13 protein-coding genes and 1 pseudogene are annotated in these 13,979 nt (G+C 73.0%); 6 read left to right on the top strand and 8 right to left on the bottom strand.

Annotated elements, in window-relative coordinates:
* The first annotated feature begins 13 nt into the window (after positions 1 to 13).
* A complete protein-coding gene (locus ACZ7GJ_RS19080) occupies positions 14 to 379 on the top strand; it encodes a cupin domain-containing protein (RefSeq protein ID WP_470753097.1) in 366 nt (121 codons plus the stop codon).
* Here the strand turns inward: ACZ7GJ_RS19080 and ACZ7GJ_RS19075 are convergent.
* Positions 352 to 2,892 (bottom strand): excinuclease ABC subunit UvrA, encoded by a 2,541-nt coding sequence (locus tag ACZ7GJ_RS19075; protein ID WP_470753096.1) that lies wholly within the window; start codon positions 2,890 to 2,892, stop codon positions 352 to 354. The genes ACZ7GJ_RS19080 and ACZ7GJ_RS19075 overlap by 28 nt on opposite strands.
* 10 nt (positions 2,893 to 2,902) lie before the next feature.
* Positions 2,903 to 3,901 (bottom strand): LLM class flavin-dependent oxidoreductase, encoded by a 999-nt coding sequence (locus ACZ7GJ_RS19070; RefSeq protein ID WP_470753095.1) that lies wholly within the window; start codon positions 3,899 to 3,901, stop codon positions 2,903 to 2,905.
* 53 nt (positions 3,902 to 3,954) lie between these two features.
* On the opposite strand from ACZ7GJ_RS19070, the gene ACZ7GJ_RS19065 reads away from it, so the two are divergent.
* Positions 3,955 to 4,449: a phosphatase domain-containing protein gene (locus ACZ7GJ_RS19065; protein ID WP_470753093.1), complete on the top strand. Its 495-nt coding sequence runs from the start codon at positions 3,955 to 3,957 to the stop codon at positions 4,447 to 4,449.
* Positions 4,450 to 4,555: 106 nt separating this feature from the next.
* On the opposite strand, the gene ACZ7GJ_RS19060 is transcribed toward ACZ7GJ_RS19065, so the two are convergent.
* Positions 4,556 to 4,771, bottom strand: coding sequence for a dodecin (locus ACZ7GJ_RS19060; RefSeq protein WP_470753092.1), 216 nt, complete (start codon positions 4,769 to 4,771; stop codon positions 4,556 to 4,558).
* Between the two features lie 166 nt (positions 4,772 to 4,937).
* On the opposite strand from ACZ7GJ_RS19060, the gene ACZ7GJ_RS19055 reads away from it, so the two are divergent.
* The 3 genes and pseudogenes from ACZ7GJ_RS19055 to ACZ7GJ_RS19045 all read left to right on the top strand — a co-directional run.
* Positions 4,938 to 6,200 carry an extracellular solute-binding protein gene (locus tag ACZ7GJ_RS19055; RefSeq protein WP_470753090.1) on the top strand — a complete coding sequence of 421 codons (1,263 nt, stop codon included), beginning with the start codon at positions 4,938 to 4,940 and terminating at the stop codon, positions 6,198 to 6,200.
* A gap of 153 nt (positions 6,201 to 6,353) precedes the next feature.
* Complete coding sequence (locus tag ACZ7GJ_RS19050; RefSeq protein ID WP_470753088.1) at positions 6,354 to 7,208, top strand: GNAT family N-acetyltransferase; 855 nt, start codon at positions 6,354 to 6,356, stop codon at positions 7,206 to 7,208.
* Positions 7,205 to 7,732: pseudogene (locus ACZ7GJ_RS19045) on the top strand (lysophospholipid acyltransferase family protein); the annotation flags it as partial. The gene ACZ7GJ_RS19050 and the pseudogene ACZ7GJ_RS19045, both read left to right, overlap by 4 nt.
* Before the next feature lie 305 nt (positions 7,733 to 8,037).
* On the opposite strand, the gene egtD reads toward ACZ7GJ_RS19045, so the two are convergent.
* The 4 genes from egtD to egtA are packed head-to-tail and all read right to left on the bottom strand — an operon-like array spanning position 8,038 to position 12,428.
* On the bottom strand, positions 8,038 to 9,030 hold the full coding sequence (egtD, locus tag ACZ7GJ_RS19040; protein ID WP_470753087.1) for an L-histidine N(alpha)-methyltransferase: 993 nt from the start codon (positions 9,028 to 9,030) through the stop codon (positions 8,038 to 8,040).
* Positions 9,023 to 9,802: an ergothioneine biosynthesis protein EgtC gene (egtC, locus tag ACZ7GJ_RS19035; protein WP_470753084.1), complete on the bottom strand. Its 780-nt coding sequence runs from the start codon at positions 9,800 to 9,802 to the stop codon at positions 9,023 to 9,025. The genes egtD and egtC overlap by 8 nt, the downstream gene beginning before the upstream one ends.
* On the bottom strand, positions 9,802 to 11,112 hold the full coding sequence (egtB, locus tag ACZ7GJ_RS19030) for an ergothioneine biosynthesis protein EgtB (RefSeq protein ID WP_470753082.1): 1,311 nt from the start codon (positions 11,110 to 11,112) through the stop codon (positions 9,802 to 9,804). The genes egtC and egtB overlap by 1 nt, the downstream gene beginning before the upstream one ends.
* Positions 11,109 to 12,428 (bottom strand): ergothioneine biosynthesis glutamate--cysteine ligase EgtA, encoded by a 1,320-nt coding sequence (gene egtA / locus ACZ7GJ_RS19025; RefSeq protein WP_470753081.1) that lies wholly within the window; start codon positions 12,426 to 12,428, stop codon positions 11,109 to 11,111. Before egtA ends, egtB begins: the two co-directional genes overlap by 4 nt.
* 109 nt (positions 12,429 to 12,537) lie before the next feature.
* Here egtA and ACZ7GJ_RS19020 point away from each other — a divergent pair, with 109 nt between their 5' ends.
* The gene (locus ACZ7GJ_RS19020) at positions 12,538 to 13,458 is read left to right on the top strand and encodes a TIGR02452 family protein (RefSeq protein WP_470753080.1); all 921 of its coding nucleotides are present in this window, start codon (positions 12,538 to 12,540) and stop codon (positions 13,456 to 13,458) included.
* On the opposite strand, the gene ACZ7GJ_RS19015 is transcribed toward ACZ7GJ_RS19020, so the two are convergent.
* Positions 13,412 to 13,873, bottom strand: a complete 462-nt coding sequence (locus ACZ7GJ_RS19015) for a type II toxin-antitoxin system PemK/MazF family toxin (RefSeq protein WP_470753078.1) — start codon at positions 13,871 to 13,873, stop codon at positions 13,412 to 13,414. The genes ACZ7GJ_RS19020 and ACZ7GJ_RS19015 overlap by 47 nt on opposite strands.
* Positions 13,874 to 13,979 lie beyond the last annotated feature (106 nt).

The following is a 13,979-nucleotide window of genomic DNA, read 5'->3' as shown; positions in this document are numbered from 1 at the left end:
GAGGTAGACCATCATGGCTGGACTCGTGCGCAAGACCTTCGATTCAGCGGATGAGACACGTCCGTTCGAAGAGGGCAAGGGCAGGCTCGACCTCGTGGACACCGCCAACGGACAGGTGGGCCGGGCCGTCTTCGAGCCGGGCTGGCAGTGGTCGAAGCACATCAAGCCCATCGCCGGGACCGACAGCTGCCAGGCCGCCCACGTCGGCTACATCATCAGCGGCCGGATGAAGGTCGTCATGGACGACGGCGAGAGCACGGAGATACAGGCCGGGGACTTCATCCAGATCGACCCCGGACACGACGCCTGGGTGCTCGGCGACGAGCAGTGCGTGGTGCTCGACTGGCAGGGCTACGGCAACTTCGCCAAGCCCGCCTGAAGCGCCGCACCGCTCCGGGAGGCGACCGCCCGCGCCAAGTGGCCCGCCGTACGACTTCCAGTGGTGCGGGCCACTTCGGCCGGGGTGCCCGCCGCGACCACGCGGCCGCCCTCCGCACCACCGCCCGGGCCCAGGTCCACCACCCAGTCCGCGCCCGCCACCACCGCCATGTCGTGCTCCACGACCACCACCGAGTGCCCGGCGTCCACCAGCCCGTGCAACTGCCTCAGCAGCACCTGCACATCGGCCGGATGGAGCCCGGTCGTCGGCTCGTCCAGCAGGTACAGGGTGTGGTCGCGGCGCAACCTCTGCAGCTCGGTCGCCAGCTTGATGCGCTGCGCCTCGCCGCCCGACAGCTCCGTCGCCGGCTGGCCGAGCCGCAGGTACCCCAGTCCGATCTCCTCCAGTGCGCGCAGGCTCCGCGCCGCCGCCGGGACCTCGGCGAAGAAGGCCGCTGCCGACTCCACCGTCAGCCCGAGCACCTCGGCGATGTTCAGCCCCGCGTAGCGGACCTGGAGGGTCTCGGAGTTGTACCGGGCGCCCGCGCATTCGGGGCAGGGGGCGTACGTACTGGGCAGGAACAGCAGCTCCACCGAGACGAAGCCCTCGCCCTGGCAGGTCTCGCACCGGCCGCCCGGCACGTTGAAGGAGAAGCGGCCCGCCTTCCAGCCGCGCTCCTTCGACTCCGGCGCCGCGGTGAAGAGTTTGCGGACCACGTCGAACAGCCCCGTGTACGTGGCCAGGTTCGAGCGCGGCGTACGGCCGATCGGCTTCTGGTCCACCTCCACCAGCCGCCGTACGGGGAACCCGGGTTCCGCCAGCCGCTCGGCGACCTCGCGCGCGAGCACCTGTCCCACCAGCGTGGACTTGCCCGAACCCGAAACCCCCGTCACCGCCGTGAACACGCCGAGCGGGAACTCCGCCGAAACGTCACGGAGGTTGTGCCGGTCGACACCGCTGAGCCGTACGGCCCCGGTCGCGGTCCGCACCGCCGGTTCCTCGCCGGCCGAGGGCCTGTCTCCGTGCTCGCGCTCGCGCTCCGCGAACAGGTGGCGCGCCGTCGCCGACTCCGCGACCCCGGCAAGGTCCTGCGGCGGCCCGCTGTGCAGCACCCGCCCGCCGTGCTCCCCGGCGAGCGGCCCGACGTCCACCAGCCAGTCGGCGTGCCGCACCACGTCCAGGTGGTGCTCCACGACGAACACCGTGTTCCCCGCGGCCTTGAGCCGGTCCAGTACGCCGAGCAGTGCCTCGGTGTCGGCCGGGTGCAGCCCCGCCGACGGCTCGTCGAGCACGTACACCACCCCGAACAGCCCCGACCGCAGCTGCGTCGCCAGCCGCAGCCGCTGCAACTCTCCCGCCGACAGGCTGGGCGCGGTGCGGTCCAGGCTCAGGTAGCCGAGCCCGAGCTCCGTGACGGGGGCGATCCGTGCCCGCAGGTCCTCGCCGAGCACCCGGGCGGCCTCGTCCCCGCCGGACGTGCTCGCGCCCGCAAGTACGGTGTCCAGCGCGGTCAGCGGAAGCGCCGCCAGCTCCGCGATGGTGCGGCCCGCGAAGGTCACCGCCAGTGCCTCCGGGCGCAGCCGCCGGCCCTCGCACACCGGGCACGGGGAATCGGTGAGGAACTTCTCGGCGCGGGCCCGCAGGGTGGCGCTCCTGCTGTCCGAGAACGTCCGCATCACATAGCGGTGGGCGCTCATGTACGTGCCCTGGTAGGGCCGTTGGATCCGGTCGGCCTCCCGCACGGGGTGGACCGTCACGACCGGCTGCTCCTCGGTGAACAGGATCCACTCCCGCTCCTCGGCGGGCAGCTGCCGCCAGGGCGTGTCCACGTCGTGGCCGAGCGTCTCCAGGATGTCCCGCAGGTTCTTGCCCTGCCAGGCCCCCGGCCAGGCGGCGATGGCCCCTTGACGGATCGACAGGCCGGGCTCGGGGACGAGGAGTTCCTCACTGGTGCGGTGGATCCGGCCGAGCCCGTGACAGGAAGGGCAGGCACCGGCCGCGGTGTTGGGGGAGAAGGCGTCGGAGTCCAGCCGCTCGGCCCCCGGCGGGTAGGTGCCGGCCCGCGAGAACAGCATCCGCAGGGAGTTGGACAGCAGGGTCACCGTCCCGACCGAGGAGCGCGAGCCGGGGGAGGAGCGCCGCTGCTCCAGCGATACGGCGGGCGGCAGCCCGGTGATGGAGTCCACCTTCGGCGCACCGACCTGGTGGATCAGCCGGCGGGCGTACGGCGCCACGGACTCGAAGTACCGGCGCTGGGCCTCGGCGTACAGGGTGCCGAAGGCGAGCGAGCTCTTGCCCGAGCCGGAGACCCCGGTGAACACGGTCAGGGCGTCGCGCGGGATGTCCACGTCGACCCCGCGCAGATTGTGCTCCCGGGCGCCGCGGACCCGTACGTACGGGTCGTGCGCGGCGGTGCCTGCGGGACCTGCGGGACCTGCGGGACCTCCAGGACCTGCGGTGCCTGAGGGAACGGTCGTCGGGCCGGCCGGAGCATCGTGCGTGGACTCGTGCATTCGTCCTAGTTTAGGGCGCTCGGAGCCCCGCGACGCGGGCGAGCCCCTCGAAGGACTCCAGCAGGGCCGTGCGGTCGTACGTCGAGGTGGTGACCAGGAGCTCGTCCGCCCCGGTCAGCTCCGCGATCTCCGACAGCGCCGCCGCGACCTGCTCCTGCGTACCGTGGACGTGCCCGGCGAGGGCGCCCTCGTACAGCTCCCGCTCCTTGGGGGTCATGGCCAGGGCCTCGACCTCCTCGGCGGGGCGCAGCGGCGGGAAGCTGCCCCGGGTGCGGGAATGCGCGAGGGACCAGGCCTCGGGGACCAGGATCCGCCGGGCGGCCTCGGCGGTGGCGGCGACCGCGACCGTCCCGGAGACGACGACGTACGGCTCCGGACCCGTGGCGGAGGGCCGGAACTCCTTGCGGTAGCGCTCGACGATCCCCGCCACCCGGGCGCGGGCGCGCAGATCGCCCACCACCAGCGGCAGCCCGGCGCGCGCCGCGATCCCGGCACCCTCGCCGGTGGCCAGCACGTAGGCCGGGATCCGCAACCCCTCGGCGGGCCGGGCGTGCACCTCGGGGTGCGCCCGCTGGGTGCCGTCGAGCCAGCCCAGCAGCTCCGCCAACTGCTCCTCGAAACGGTCGGCGTCCCCGGTGTCGCGGCCCAGGGCGCGCCGGATGCCGCCGGTGAAGCCGACGGAGCGGCCGAGTCCCATGTCGATCCGTCCGGGGTACAGCGATTCCAGGACGCCGAACTGCTCCGCGACCACGAGCGGCTGGTGGTTGGGCAGCATCACCCCGCCGGTGCCGACGCGGATCCGCCGGGTCGCTCCGGCGACGGCGGCGGCCAGCACGGTCGGTGCGGAGCCCGCGACTCCGGGCACGCTGTGGTGTTCCGACACCCAGAAGCGGTGGTAGCCGAGCTCCTCCGCCCTGCGGGCCAGCTCCACGGTGTCGCGCAGGGCCTGCGCGGCGGGGTGGCCCTCGCGGGTGCGGGACCGGTCGAGTATCGAGAGTTTCGGGATCACACACTCCTCAACGCCCGGAAGCCGTGGGGATTCCCCCGCCTAGGCTGGGGGCCATGAGCGAGATCAACAGCCGCCGGCCGCTGGCCGTCTTCGACATCGACAACACCCTGTCCGACACCGGCCACCGCCAGCACTTCCTGGAGCGCCGGCCCCGGGACTGGGAAGGCTTCTTCGGTGCGGCCCCGTCCGATCCGCCGCTGGCCCGCGGGATCGCCCTGGCCGTGGAGAGCGCCGCCGACTGCGAGGTCGTGTATCTGACCGGCCGTCCGGAGCGGTGCCGCGCGGACACGGCCGAATGGCTGACCCGGCACGGGCTGCCCGAGGGCCGGCTGTGGATGCGCGGCAACCAGGACCGGCGGCCGGCCCGGACCACCAAGCTGGAGGTGCTGAAGCGGATCGCCCGGGGCCGGGAGGTGCGGATGCTCGTGGACGACGACGAGCTGGTGTGCGAGGCGGCCCGGGCGGCCGGCTTCCGGGTGGTCCTGGCGGACTGGGCGGCGGACGCGCCGGAACTCAAGACCGCCCAGGAGGGTGAGGGCCGCACCTGAGGCCCTCCCTCGGGGTCGGCCGCGCCCGCCTCAGGCCTCAGGCCTCAGAGCTCAGGCCTCAGAGCTCAGGCCTCAGAGCTCAGGCCTCAGACCTCCGGCCTCGACCTCAGGCGTCGCCGTCGAGGCGGAATCCGACCTTCAGGCCGACCTGGAAGTGCGCGATCTCGCCGTTCTCGATGTGCCCGCGGATCTGGGTCACCTCAAGCCAATCAAGGTTGTGGAGCGTTTCGCCCGCCCGGGCGACGCCGTTGCGGATGGCCTGATCGATGCCCTCGTGGGAGGTGCCGACGATCTCGGTGACCCGGTAGGTGTGATTGGACATGGAGGTCTCCCGACACTGGGTGGCTTTTGCCTTGTTCCAAGGTGCCCCAGTACGTCCTGGTCCGCGAACTTTAGGGCAGCAATCGCGAGCGAAAGGGTCTTGACCGCCCCATTGGTCTATGCCAATTTCAAGCCATCTGAGATCGAACCCGCAGAAGGTGACCCTCGTGAAGATGCGCTTCATCGCCGTGTGTACCGCCCTCGCGGCCGCGACCGCCCTCACGGGCTGCAGCCAGTTGGCAGGCTCGGCCGGTGGATCGCAGAAGGTGACCCTCTGGCTGATGAAGGGCAGCGCCTCGGAGGACTTCGTCACGAGGTTCACCGCATCGTTCGAGAAGGAGCACCCGGGCGTCGACCTCGACGTGAAGATCCAGGAGTGGACGGGGATCGGCGACAAGGTCAACGCCGTCCTGAGCGGAACGTCCCGGGAGGGCGCCGACGTCATCGAGGTGGGCAACACCCAGGTCGCCCAGTACGTCGAGACCGGCGGCATCGAGGAACTCACCCTCGAAGGCCTGCGCGAGTGGGGCAGCAAGGACTGGCTCAAGGGCCTCGCCGACCCCGGCAGCGTCAACGGGGCCCAGTACGGCATCCCTTGGTACGCCGCCAACCGCGTGGTGATCTACAACAAGGAACTCTTCGCGAACGCCGGGATCAAGGCCACGCCCAAGAACCGGGCGGAGTGGATCCAGGCCACCCAGAAGCTCGACAAGGGCGACCAGCAGGGCATCTACCTCGCCGGGCAGAACTGGTACGTCCTCGCCGGCTTCGTCTGGGACGAGGGCGGCGAACTCGCCGTCGAGACCAGCGGCCAGTGGGTCGGCACCCTCGACGACGAAAAGGCCCTGGCGGGCATGGAGTTCTACCGGCAACTCCAGGCCCTGGGCAACGGTCCCAAGGACGCCGACGAGGAGACGCCCCCGCAGTCCGAGGTCTTCGCCCGCGGCCGGACCGCGCAGATCATCGCCCCGCCCGGCCAGGCCGCCGCGATCGAGGCCGCCAACCCCGAGCTCAAGGGCAAGCTCGGCTTCTTCCCGATACCCGGCAAGACCTCCGAGAAGGTCGGCTCCGTCTTCACCGGCGGCTCCGACCTGATCATCCCGGCGCGGACGAAGCAGCGGAAGAGCGCCGTCAACCTGATCACGGCCCTGGTCAGCGAGCGGTGGCAGACCGAGCTCGCCCGCACGATGAGCTACGTACCGAACAAGACCACCCTCGCGCACGTCGTCGAGGGCAACGAGGGCGCCGCCATCATGGCCCCCGGCGCCGCCCAGGGCCGGGCCACCCCGAAGTCCGCCCGCTGGGCCGAGGTCGAGGCCAAGAACCCGATCAAGCCGTTCATGACGGCCGTGCTCACCGGCCAGGACCCCAAGCAGGCCGCCCAGGCTGCCTCGGACACGATCAGCGCGGTCCTCAGCTCCGACCGCTGAGCGCCGCACCCCGGGGGAGTCCGCCGAGTTCAGCGTCCGCACATCCGAGGGCCGCAAAGCGGCCATGTCGAATCCAGCCAGTCACGGAAGAAGTAAAGGAGCCGGGCCGCACACCTGCTGGCCCGGCACTCCGTGCCCGGATCAGGAGCCGTCATGACCATCGCCCCCCTGTCGCCGGCCGCAGAATCCCCCCTGCGGCCGGTTCAGGCCATCGTCACCGCCTCTTCCGCCTCCCCGACCCTCTCCCCGACCCTCTCCCCGTCCGGCGCCACCGCCCCGGCTCCCCGCTACGCCGTGCGGCTGGCCCGCGACGAGGACGAGGTCCGCGCCGCCCAGCGGCTGCGCCACCAGGTCTTCGCCGGCGAGCTCGGCGCACGCCTCGACGGACCCGAGCCCGGCCTCGACTCCGACGCCTTCGACGCGTACTGCGACCACCTCCTCGTCCTCGACGAGGAGACCGAGCAGGTCGTCGGCACCTACCGGATCCTGCCCCCCGAGCGCGCCGTCGTCGCCGGGCGCCTCTACTCCGAGGGCGAGTTCGACATCTCCGCCCTCGCCCCGATCCGCCCCGACCTCGTCGAGGTCGGCCGTTCCTGCGTCCACCCCGACCACCGCAACGGCGCCGTCATCGCCCTGATCTGGGCCGGCCTCGCCCGCTACATGGACCGCTCCGGACACAACTGGCTCGCAGGCTGCTGCTCGATACCGCTCGCCGACGGAGGCGTCCTCGCGGCCGCCACCCGGGAGAACGTGCTCACCCGCAGCCTCGCCCCCGCCGAGTACCGGGTCACCCCGCACCTCCCCTGGAACCCCGAGGGCATCACCTTCCCCGACCGCATGGAGCTGCCCCCGCTGCTGCGCGGGTACCTGCGCCTGGGTGCCTGGGTCTGCGGCGAGCCCGCCCTCGACGCCGAGTTCGGCTGCGCCGACCTGTACGTCCTGCTCTCCCTGCGCCGCACCAATCCGCGCTACCTCAAGCACTTCCTCTCGCTCGTCCCGGGCGCATGAGCACCTGGCTGCCCACCTCGCCCTGCACCCCCGAGGCCTGCGCCGGCCACGAGGGGCGCACGGCGGGCGTGCCGCGCGCGGTGCTGCGGCTCACCGCCGCCGTCGCCCTGATCCTGCTCGGGATCCTGGCCGCCCCGCCCCTCCGGCTCCTGCCCGAACGCCACCGGCACGCCGTGGTGCGGGCCTGGGCCGCCGCGCTGCTGGGCGCCTTCGGTATACGCATCACCGTGCACGGGAGCCCCGGGCCGGACGGCGCCCGCCTGATCGTCGCCAACCACATCTCCTGGCTCGACATCCCACTCGTCGCCGCCGTGCTGCCCTGCCGGATGCTGGCCAAGAGCGACATCCGCGGCTGGCCGGTGCTCGGGCGGCTCGCCGGGCGGGCCGGGACCCTCTTCATCGAACGCGACCGGATCCGGGCCCTGCCCGCCACCGTCGAGACCGTCACCCGCGCGCTGCTGGACGGCGACCGGATCACCGTCTACCCCGAGGGCTCCACCTGGTGCGGGCGCGCCCAGGGAACCTTCCGGCGGGCCGCCTTCCAGTCGGCGCTGGACGCGCGGGTGCCCGTACAGCCCGTACGGCTCGCGTACCGGCTGGACGGGGACGGGGACGGGGCTGACGGGAACGGGTCGTACGGGGCCGGGCCGTACGGGGACGGTCCGGGCCGCGACCGCCTCGCCGGGGCGCCCGCCTTCGTCGGGGACGATCCGCTGACCGCCTCGCTGTGGCGGATCGCCCGGGCCCGCGGGGTACGGGCCGAGGTCCGGCTGCTGCCGCGGATCCCGCCGGGGCGCCACACCGACCGGCGGGACCTCGCGGCCGCGGCTCAGGCGGCCGTGTGCGGCGAGCCGCCCACACCGTCCGCGACCGACAGGGACAGCGCGAAGCGACCGTCCGCGTCAGTCCACCAGTGGGTCAACTCCAGTCCGGCCGCCGCCAGTTCCCTCCGTACGCCTTCCTGACGGAACTTCGCGGAGATCTCCGTCAGGATCTCCTCGCCCGCCGCGAAGGGCACCTCCAGATCCAGCGCCCGGACCTTCACCAGCAGCTGCGACCGCGCCCGCAACCGCATCTCGATCCACTCCCGCTCCCGATTCCACACCGCCACGTGCGCGAAGTCGGCGGTGTGGAAGTCCGCCCCCAACTCCCGGTCGATGACGGCCAGTACGTTCTTGTTGAACTCGGCCGTCACCCCCTGGGCATCGTCGTACGCCGCCACCAGCACGGCCTCGTCCTTCACCAGGTCCGTACCCATCAGCAGCGCGTCCCCGGGCGCGAGCATCGCCCGTACGTCGGCCAGGAACACGGCACGCTCCGCCGGCAGCAGATTGCCGATCGTGCCGCCCAGGAACACCACCAACCGCGGCCCGGGGGAGTCCGGCAGCCGCAACGGCTTGGTGAAGTCGGCCAGCAGCGCGTGCACCCGCAGCCCCGAATGCTCCGCCATCAGCGTCTGCGCCGCGCCCTTGAGCGCGCTCTCGCTCACATCGACGGGCACGTACGTGTCCAGCGCGGGCATCGCCTCGATCAGGTGCCGGGTCTTCTCCGAGGAACCGGAGCCCAGCTCCACCAGCGTGCGCGCGCCGCTCACCGAGGCGATCTCCCGGGCCCGCTCCAGCAGGATCTCCCGCTCCGCGCGCGTCGGATAGTACTCGGGCAACCGGGTTATCTCCTCGAAGAGTTCACTGCCCCGGGCGTCGTAGAACCACTTCGGCGGCAGCGCCTTGGGGGACCGGGTCAGCCCGGTCAGCACGTCGTGGCGCAGAGCCGTGTCCGCGGCGTGCTCGTCGAGGGTCCGGGTCAGCAGGAAGTCACTCACGGGGCATGTTCTCCTTCGATGCGGCCTCCTTGAGAGGGGTCAGTTCGACCCTCGTCCGGGTGGCGGTCAGCAGGGTCCTGTCGGGTACTTCGCACCAGCGCGGATCGTCGTCGTACGGCTCGGACGCCACCACCGTGCGCTGACCCGGCACGTCGGCCAGGTACCAGAGCGAGTCCCCCCAGGCCGTTGCGGCGACGGCCGTGCCATCGGTCAGCAGCAGATTGAGCCGCGAGCCGGGCGCAGCCCCGGCCAGCTCCGCCACGGGCCCGGCGAGTGCCGGACCGAGATCGTCGCCACCCCGGAGCCGGTGCAGGACCAGCGCCCAGATCAGCGCCGAGTCCGTACGGGCGGCCAGCGCCAGCAACTCCTCGGGCGGCAGCGCGGCCGCCACCCGAGCCGCCGCGTCCGGCCAGTCCCGCACCGCCCCGTTGTGGCTGAACAGCCACTGCCCGGACGCGAAGGGCGCCGCCGCCGCCTCCCCGTCCGCCCCCGGGAGCGTGGCGTCCCGTACGGCCGCCAGCAGCGCGCCGCTGCGCACCACCCGGGCGAGGTCGGCGAAGGTGAGGTCCCCCCAGATCGGCCCGGCCCGCCGGTAGCGAGCGGGCACCGGATCGCCCTCCGCGTACCAGCCGATGCCGAAGCCGTCGGCGTTGATGGTGCCGTACCGCTGCCGGCGCGGCTCCCAGGACTGCCGCACCAGCGAATGCTCGGGCTCGCTCAGCAGCCGACCGAGGGAAACCACCGGCCCCAGGTAGGCGAGGTGACGGCACATCAGGCACCACCGTCCCGTGCGGTCCGGAACCCGGAGAAGATCTGCCGGCGCACCGGCAGGTCCCAGTTGCGGAACGTGCCCCGGCAGGCCACCGGGTCCACCGCGAAGGAGCCGCCGCGCAGCACCTTGTGCTCGGGGCCGAAGAACACCTCCGAGTACTCGCGGTACGGGAACGCCCGGAACCCGGGATAGGGCAGGAAATCGGAAGAAGTCCACTCCCATACGTCGCCGATCAGCTGGCGCACCCCGAGCGGGGAGGCCCCGGCGGGATAGCTGCCCGCACGGGCCGGGCGCAGATGGCGCTGGCCCAGATTGGCGTGCGCGGGAGTGGGATCGGCGTCGCCCCACGGGTAGCGCGTGGAGCGCCCGGTGACCGGGTCGAACCGCGCGGCCTTCTCCCACTCCGCCTCCGTCGGCAGCCGGCGCCCGGCCCAGCGCGCGTAGGCGTCCGCCTCGTACCAGCTGACGTGCAGCACCGGCTCGTCGCCCGGCACCGGCTCGCTGACCCCGAAGCGGCGGCGCAGCCACTCGCCCGCCTCGCGGCGCCAGAACAGCGGGGCCTCGATCCCGCCCCGGCGGATCTGCTGCCAGCCCTCCGCGGCCCACCAGCGCTCCTCGCGGTAGCCGCCGTCCGCGATGAACTCCTGGTACGCCGCGTTCGTCACCGGCGTCGTGTCGATCCAGAACGGACCGATCTCCCGGGTGTGGGCGGGGCGTTCGTTGTCCAGGGACCACGGCTCCGCCGAGGTCCCCATCGTGAACGGGCCACCCGGCACCAGTACTTCGGGCGCCGCCACCCCGGGGCCCTGCGGGGCACCGGGATCCGGGGCCGTCAGAACCGCCGCGCCCTGCCGCAGCTGATGGGTGATCAACATGGTCTCGTCGTGCTGCTGTTCGTGCTGCGCGATCATCCCGAAGACATAGCCGTCGGCCAGCAGCGCAGTGCCCTCCAGCGGAGTGCGCTCCAGGAGGTCGAAGACCCTGCCGCGCACCTCGGCCGCGTACCGGCGGGCCTCCTCGGGCCCCAGCAGGGGCAGCTTCGGGCGCTCGGCGCGGGGATGCTCGAAGGCGTCGTAGAGCGGATCGATCTCCGGATGCATCGACTCGCGCCCGGCCACGTGCCGCAGCAGCCACAGCTCCTCCATGTTCCCGATGTGCGCCAGGTCCCAGACCAGCGGCGACATGAGGGGGGAGTGCTGGGCGGTCAGGTCCTGGTCGGACACGGGGTCGGTGAGCCCGGCGGTCCGGGCGCGGGCCTCGGTCAGGGCCCGCACGGCGCGCTCGCGCAGCGCTTCCGGTTCGGTGGTCATGCGAGCGCCTCCTCGCCGGCCGGCCGGTGCGGGGGCGGGTCGTCGGCCGGACATCGGCCGCGCAGTACGTAGCGGTCGGCGAACTCCGCGACGGCGTCCCGGACATGAGTGCTCGCGCCCAGCCGGGGCAGCGCCTCGGCCGCGGCCCGGAAGCATACGGCGGCGGCCGCGCGCAGCTCCGGATCGGCCAGGCCGTCGCGGGCGGCCGAGCGCCACAGCGGATTGCGGGGCGCGGGGTGCGGCCCGTAGGTGTCGGCCAGTGCCTTCGCTACGCGGTACGCGGCCTCGGCGGCCTCCGGGTCGTCGAAGAGCGCGTGCACGACGGCCACAGGGACCAGCCAGCCGTCGTCGCCTGGCTGCGCGTCGATCATGCGCAGTTCGAGGTGGCCGCGGGGGCGTACGGGAGGGAACAGCGTGGTCAGGTGGTAGTCCAGGTCCTCGGCGGTGGCCGGTCGCGGTCGGCCCGTCCGGAGCCAGTCGCGGAAGGTCATCGCCCGGGGCGCAGTCCAGGGCCGGTCGTCGGGGGCCCGTATGCACATCACCTCGGTGTCCAGCACCTGCCGGGTCCACGCGGCCCGCGGCTCCGCGTCGAGCGGCGGGGCGAGCGCGCGCCGGGTGTCGAGGTCGCTCCAGATCCCCTGGCGGGCGCTGCGCCAGCCGGCGTACGGGCCCTCGTGCGCGGGGGAGTTGGCGAAGGCGGAGACCAGGACCGCGCCCACGAGGTGCGCGAGCCGCCAGCGCCGGCCGTGGCCGAGGGGGCCCGGCTCCTCCTGGCCGGCGTCGACGCAGACCTGCACGGACGCGGTGGCGCACATCATGGCCCGGCCCGCCGGGCCGGTGCGGTCGAAGTAGGCCTCCATGGCCTCGTAGCGCGGGCTGTTGGTCAGCATCCGGCGGTACGGGCGGCGCAGGTCCTGGCCGAGGCCCCGCAGGATCAGGCCCTGCGCGCACAGGGTGGCCCGTACGGCGGTGAGGTCGGCCTGGAGCGCGTCCACGCACTCGGTGAGGGAGGCGGCGGGGGCCGAGCTGAGCTCCAGCTGGCCGCCGGGCTCGACGGTGACCCGGGAGTGCAGCGGCAGGGCGCTGGCCGCGTCGTGCGCGGCGGCGAGCCGCTCATGGGACAGGGGCTGCCCGGGCCGCTCGGCGTCGAGCACGATCCATTCGAGCTCGGCACCGAGGAGGCGGGGCGGGCCCGTCTTGAAGCAGATGCCGTGGACCAGGTCCTCGGCAGTGGTTTCCGTGAGCAGTGCGTGGTTGGTGCGTGTGCGTGAGGGCGTGTGCGGCGGTGCGTGGGGCGCGGGTGGGTCGTGGGACATGACCGGGTCCTCGTCTTCCGTCGTCGGCCGTGGCATCACCCGTGCCTACCCTTCCCTTCAGGCACAAATTCCCTTGCTGCCGCCCGCCGATGGTGCGGAAGATCACGGCATGAGCAGCAGATTGCGCGAGATCGCGCGGGACAACGCGGAGATCGTGGCGGCCGGGGGGTACCGGACGCCGTCGGGACGGCGGCTGTCGCTCGCCGCCGCCGTGGCGGAGGCCAAGGCAGGAACCAGGATATATGGACCAAACCGGGCCATTCCAGACGAAAACCTGCCCGCTGGGGTCGGGACGACGGCCGTCGAGGTCACGGACGAGAGCAGTACGGTCGCAGCCCGTAGGCTCGCCGCCGACTGGCCCGAGGCCTCCCCGGTGGCGGTGCTGAACTTCGCCTCGGCCCGCAATCCCGGGGGCGGCTACGTCCGCGGGGCCAAGGCCCAGGAGGAGGCGCTGTGCCGCGCCTCGGCCCTGTACGAGACCCTGCTGGAGGCTCCGGAGTACTACGAGGTCCACCGCGCCGAGCGCAGCACCTTCTACACCGACCGGGTGATTCACTCGCCCGGGGTACCCGTCTTCCGCGACGACCGGGGCGTACTGCTGGAGGCGCCGTTCCGCGTCGGCTTCCTCACCTCCCCGGCCCCGAACGCGGGCACGATCCGGCGCCAGGAACCGGAACGGGTGGCCGAGATCCCGGGCGCACTGGCCCGCCGCGCGGGACTCGTCCTGGAGGTGGCGGCGCTGCACGGGTACCGGCGGCTGGTGCTGGGCGCCTGGGGCTGCGGGGTCTTCCAGAACGACCCGGCCGAGGTGGCGGAGGCCTTCCGGTCCCTGCTGGCGGGGCGCTTCGCGGGGGTGTTCGAGCGGGTGGTGTTCGGCGTGCTCGACCGCAACCCGCAGACACGGGAGGCGTTCGAGCACGCGTTCGCGGGGTGGGGGCCTGAGGGCTCGGGCTGCCGGGGCCCTGGGGGCCTTCGGGAGGGGGCTACCGCCAGCCGTAGCGCTCCCGCAGCCGCTCCACGACCAGGTTGAACCGCCCGCGGTCCAGGGCGCACGCCTCGCGCCGCATGCCCGTCTCGTGGACCCTCAGCACCCGGTCCACGTCCACCCAGGACTCCCGGCCGGCGCCGTCCCAGGGCCCGGTGCCGATGGGGACCCACTCCCGGTCGTGGTCGTGCCGCTTGCTGGAGAGCTGGACGGCGAGGAGCGTCCCGCCCGCCTCCCGGGCGACGACGAGCACCGGCCGGTCCTTCCCCCGCCCGTCGTTCTCCTCGAAGGGAACCCAGGTCCACACGATCTCGCCCGGGTCGGGATCCCCGTCGCGATCGGGAGCGTACGAGGTCTGCACGGGCCCGATGGCATGCGGATCGGCCTCGGCGGTAGCGCCGCTCCCGTCCCGCCCGGGCTGCTCGATGGGGCCGGAGCTGTGGTGTGAAAGTGCCGTCATCCGGGTGAGGCTACTGGGTGGCGGGGGGTGGGGCGACGCCCGGTACCGGGGGCGTTGACGGGACTCGGGGGTGATGTCGGGTACGCCGTGTGCTCGGTGGCGTTGA

It is taken from the genome of Streptomyces sp. NPDC037242, assembly GCF_055604165.1.
This window is presented reverse-complemented; position numbering and strand designations above follow the sequence as displayed.

What these genes read in the sequence shown, in the direction of transcription:
- egtA (WP_470753081.1), bottom strand. Translation starts at nt 12,428, where the DNA reads ATGTCCCACGACCCACCCGCGCCCCACGCACCGCCGCACACGCCCTCA.
- ACZ7GJ_RS19080 (WP_470753097.1), top strand. Translation starts at nt 14, where the DNA reads ATGGCTGGACTCGTGCGCAAGACCTTCGATTCAGCGGATGAGACACGT.
- ACZ7GJ_RS19050 (WP_470753088.1), top strand. Translation starts at nt 6,354, where the DNA reads ATGACCATCGCCCCCCTGTCGCCGGCCGCAGAATCCCCCCTGCGGCCG.
- ACZ7GJ_RS19020 (WP_470753080.1), top strand. Translation starts at nt 12,538, where the DNA reads ATGAGCAGCAGATTGCGCGAGATCGCGCGGGACAACGCGGAGATCGTG.
- egtC (WP_470753084.1), bottom strand. Translation starts at nt 9,802, where the DNA reads ATGTGCCGTCACCTCGCCTACCTGGGGCCGGTGGTTTCCCTCGGTCGG.
- ACZ7GJ_RS19065 (WP_470753093.1), top strand. Translation starts at nt 3,955, where the DNA reads ATGAGCGAGATCAACAGCCGCCGGCCGCTGGCCGTCTTCGACATCGAC.
- egtB (WP_470753082.1), bottom strand. Translation starts at nt 11,112, where the DNA reads ATGACCACCGAACCGGAAGCGCTGCGCGAGCGCGCCGTGCGGGCCCTG.
- ACZ7GJ_RS19075 (WP_470753096.1), bottom strand. Translation starts at nt 2,892, where the DNA reads ATGCACGAGTCCACGCACGATGCTCCGGCCGGCCCGACGACCGTTCCC.
- ACZ7GJ_RS19060 (WP_470753092.1), bottom strand. Translation starts at nt 4,771, where the DNA reads ATGTCCAATCACACCTACCGGGTCACCGAGATCGTCGGCACCTCCCAC.
- ACZ7GJ_RS19015 (WP_470753078.1), bottom strand. Translation starts at nt 13,873, where the DNA reads ATGACGGCACTTTCACACCACAGCTCCGGCCCCATCGAGCAGCCCGGG.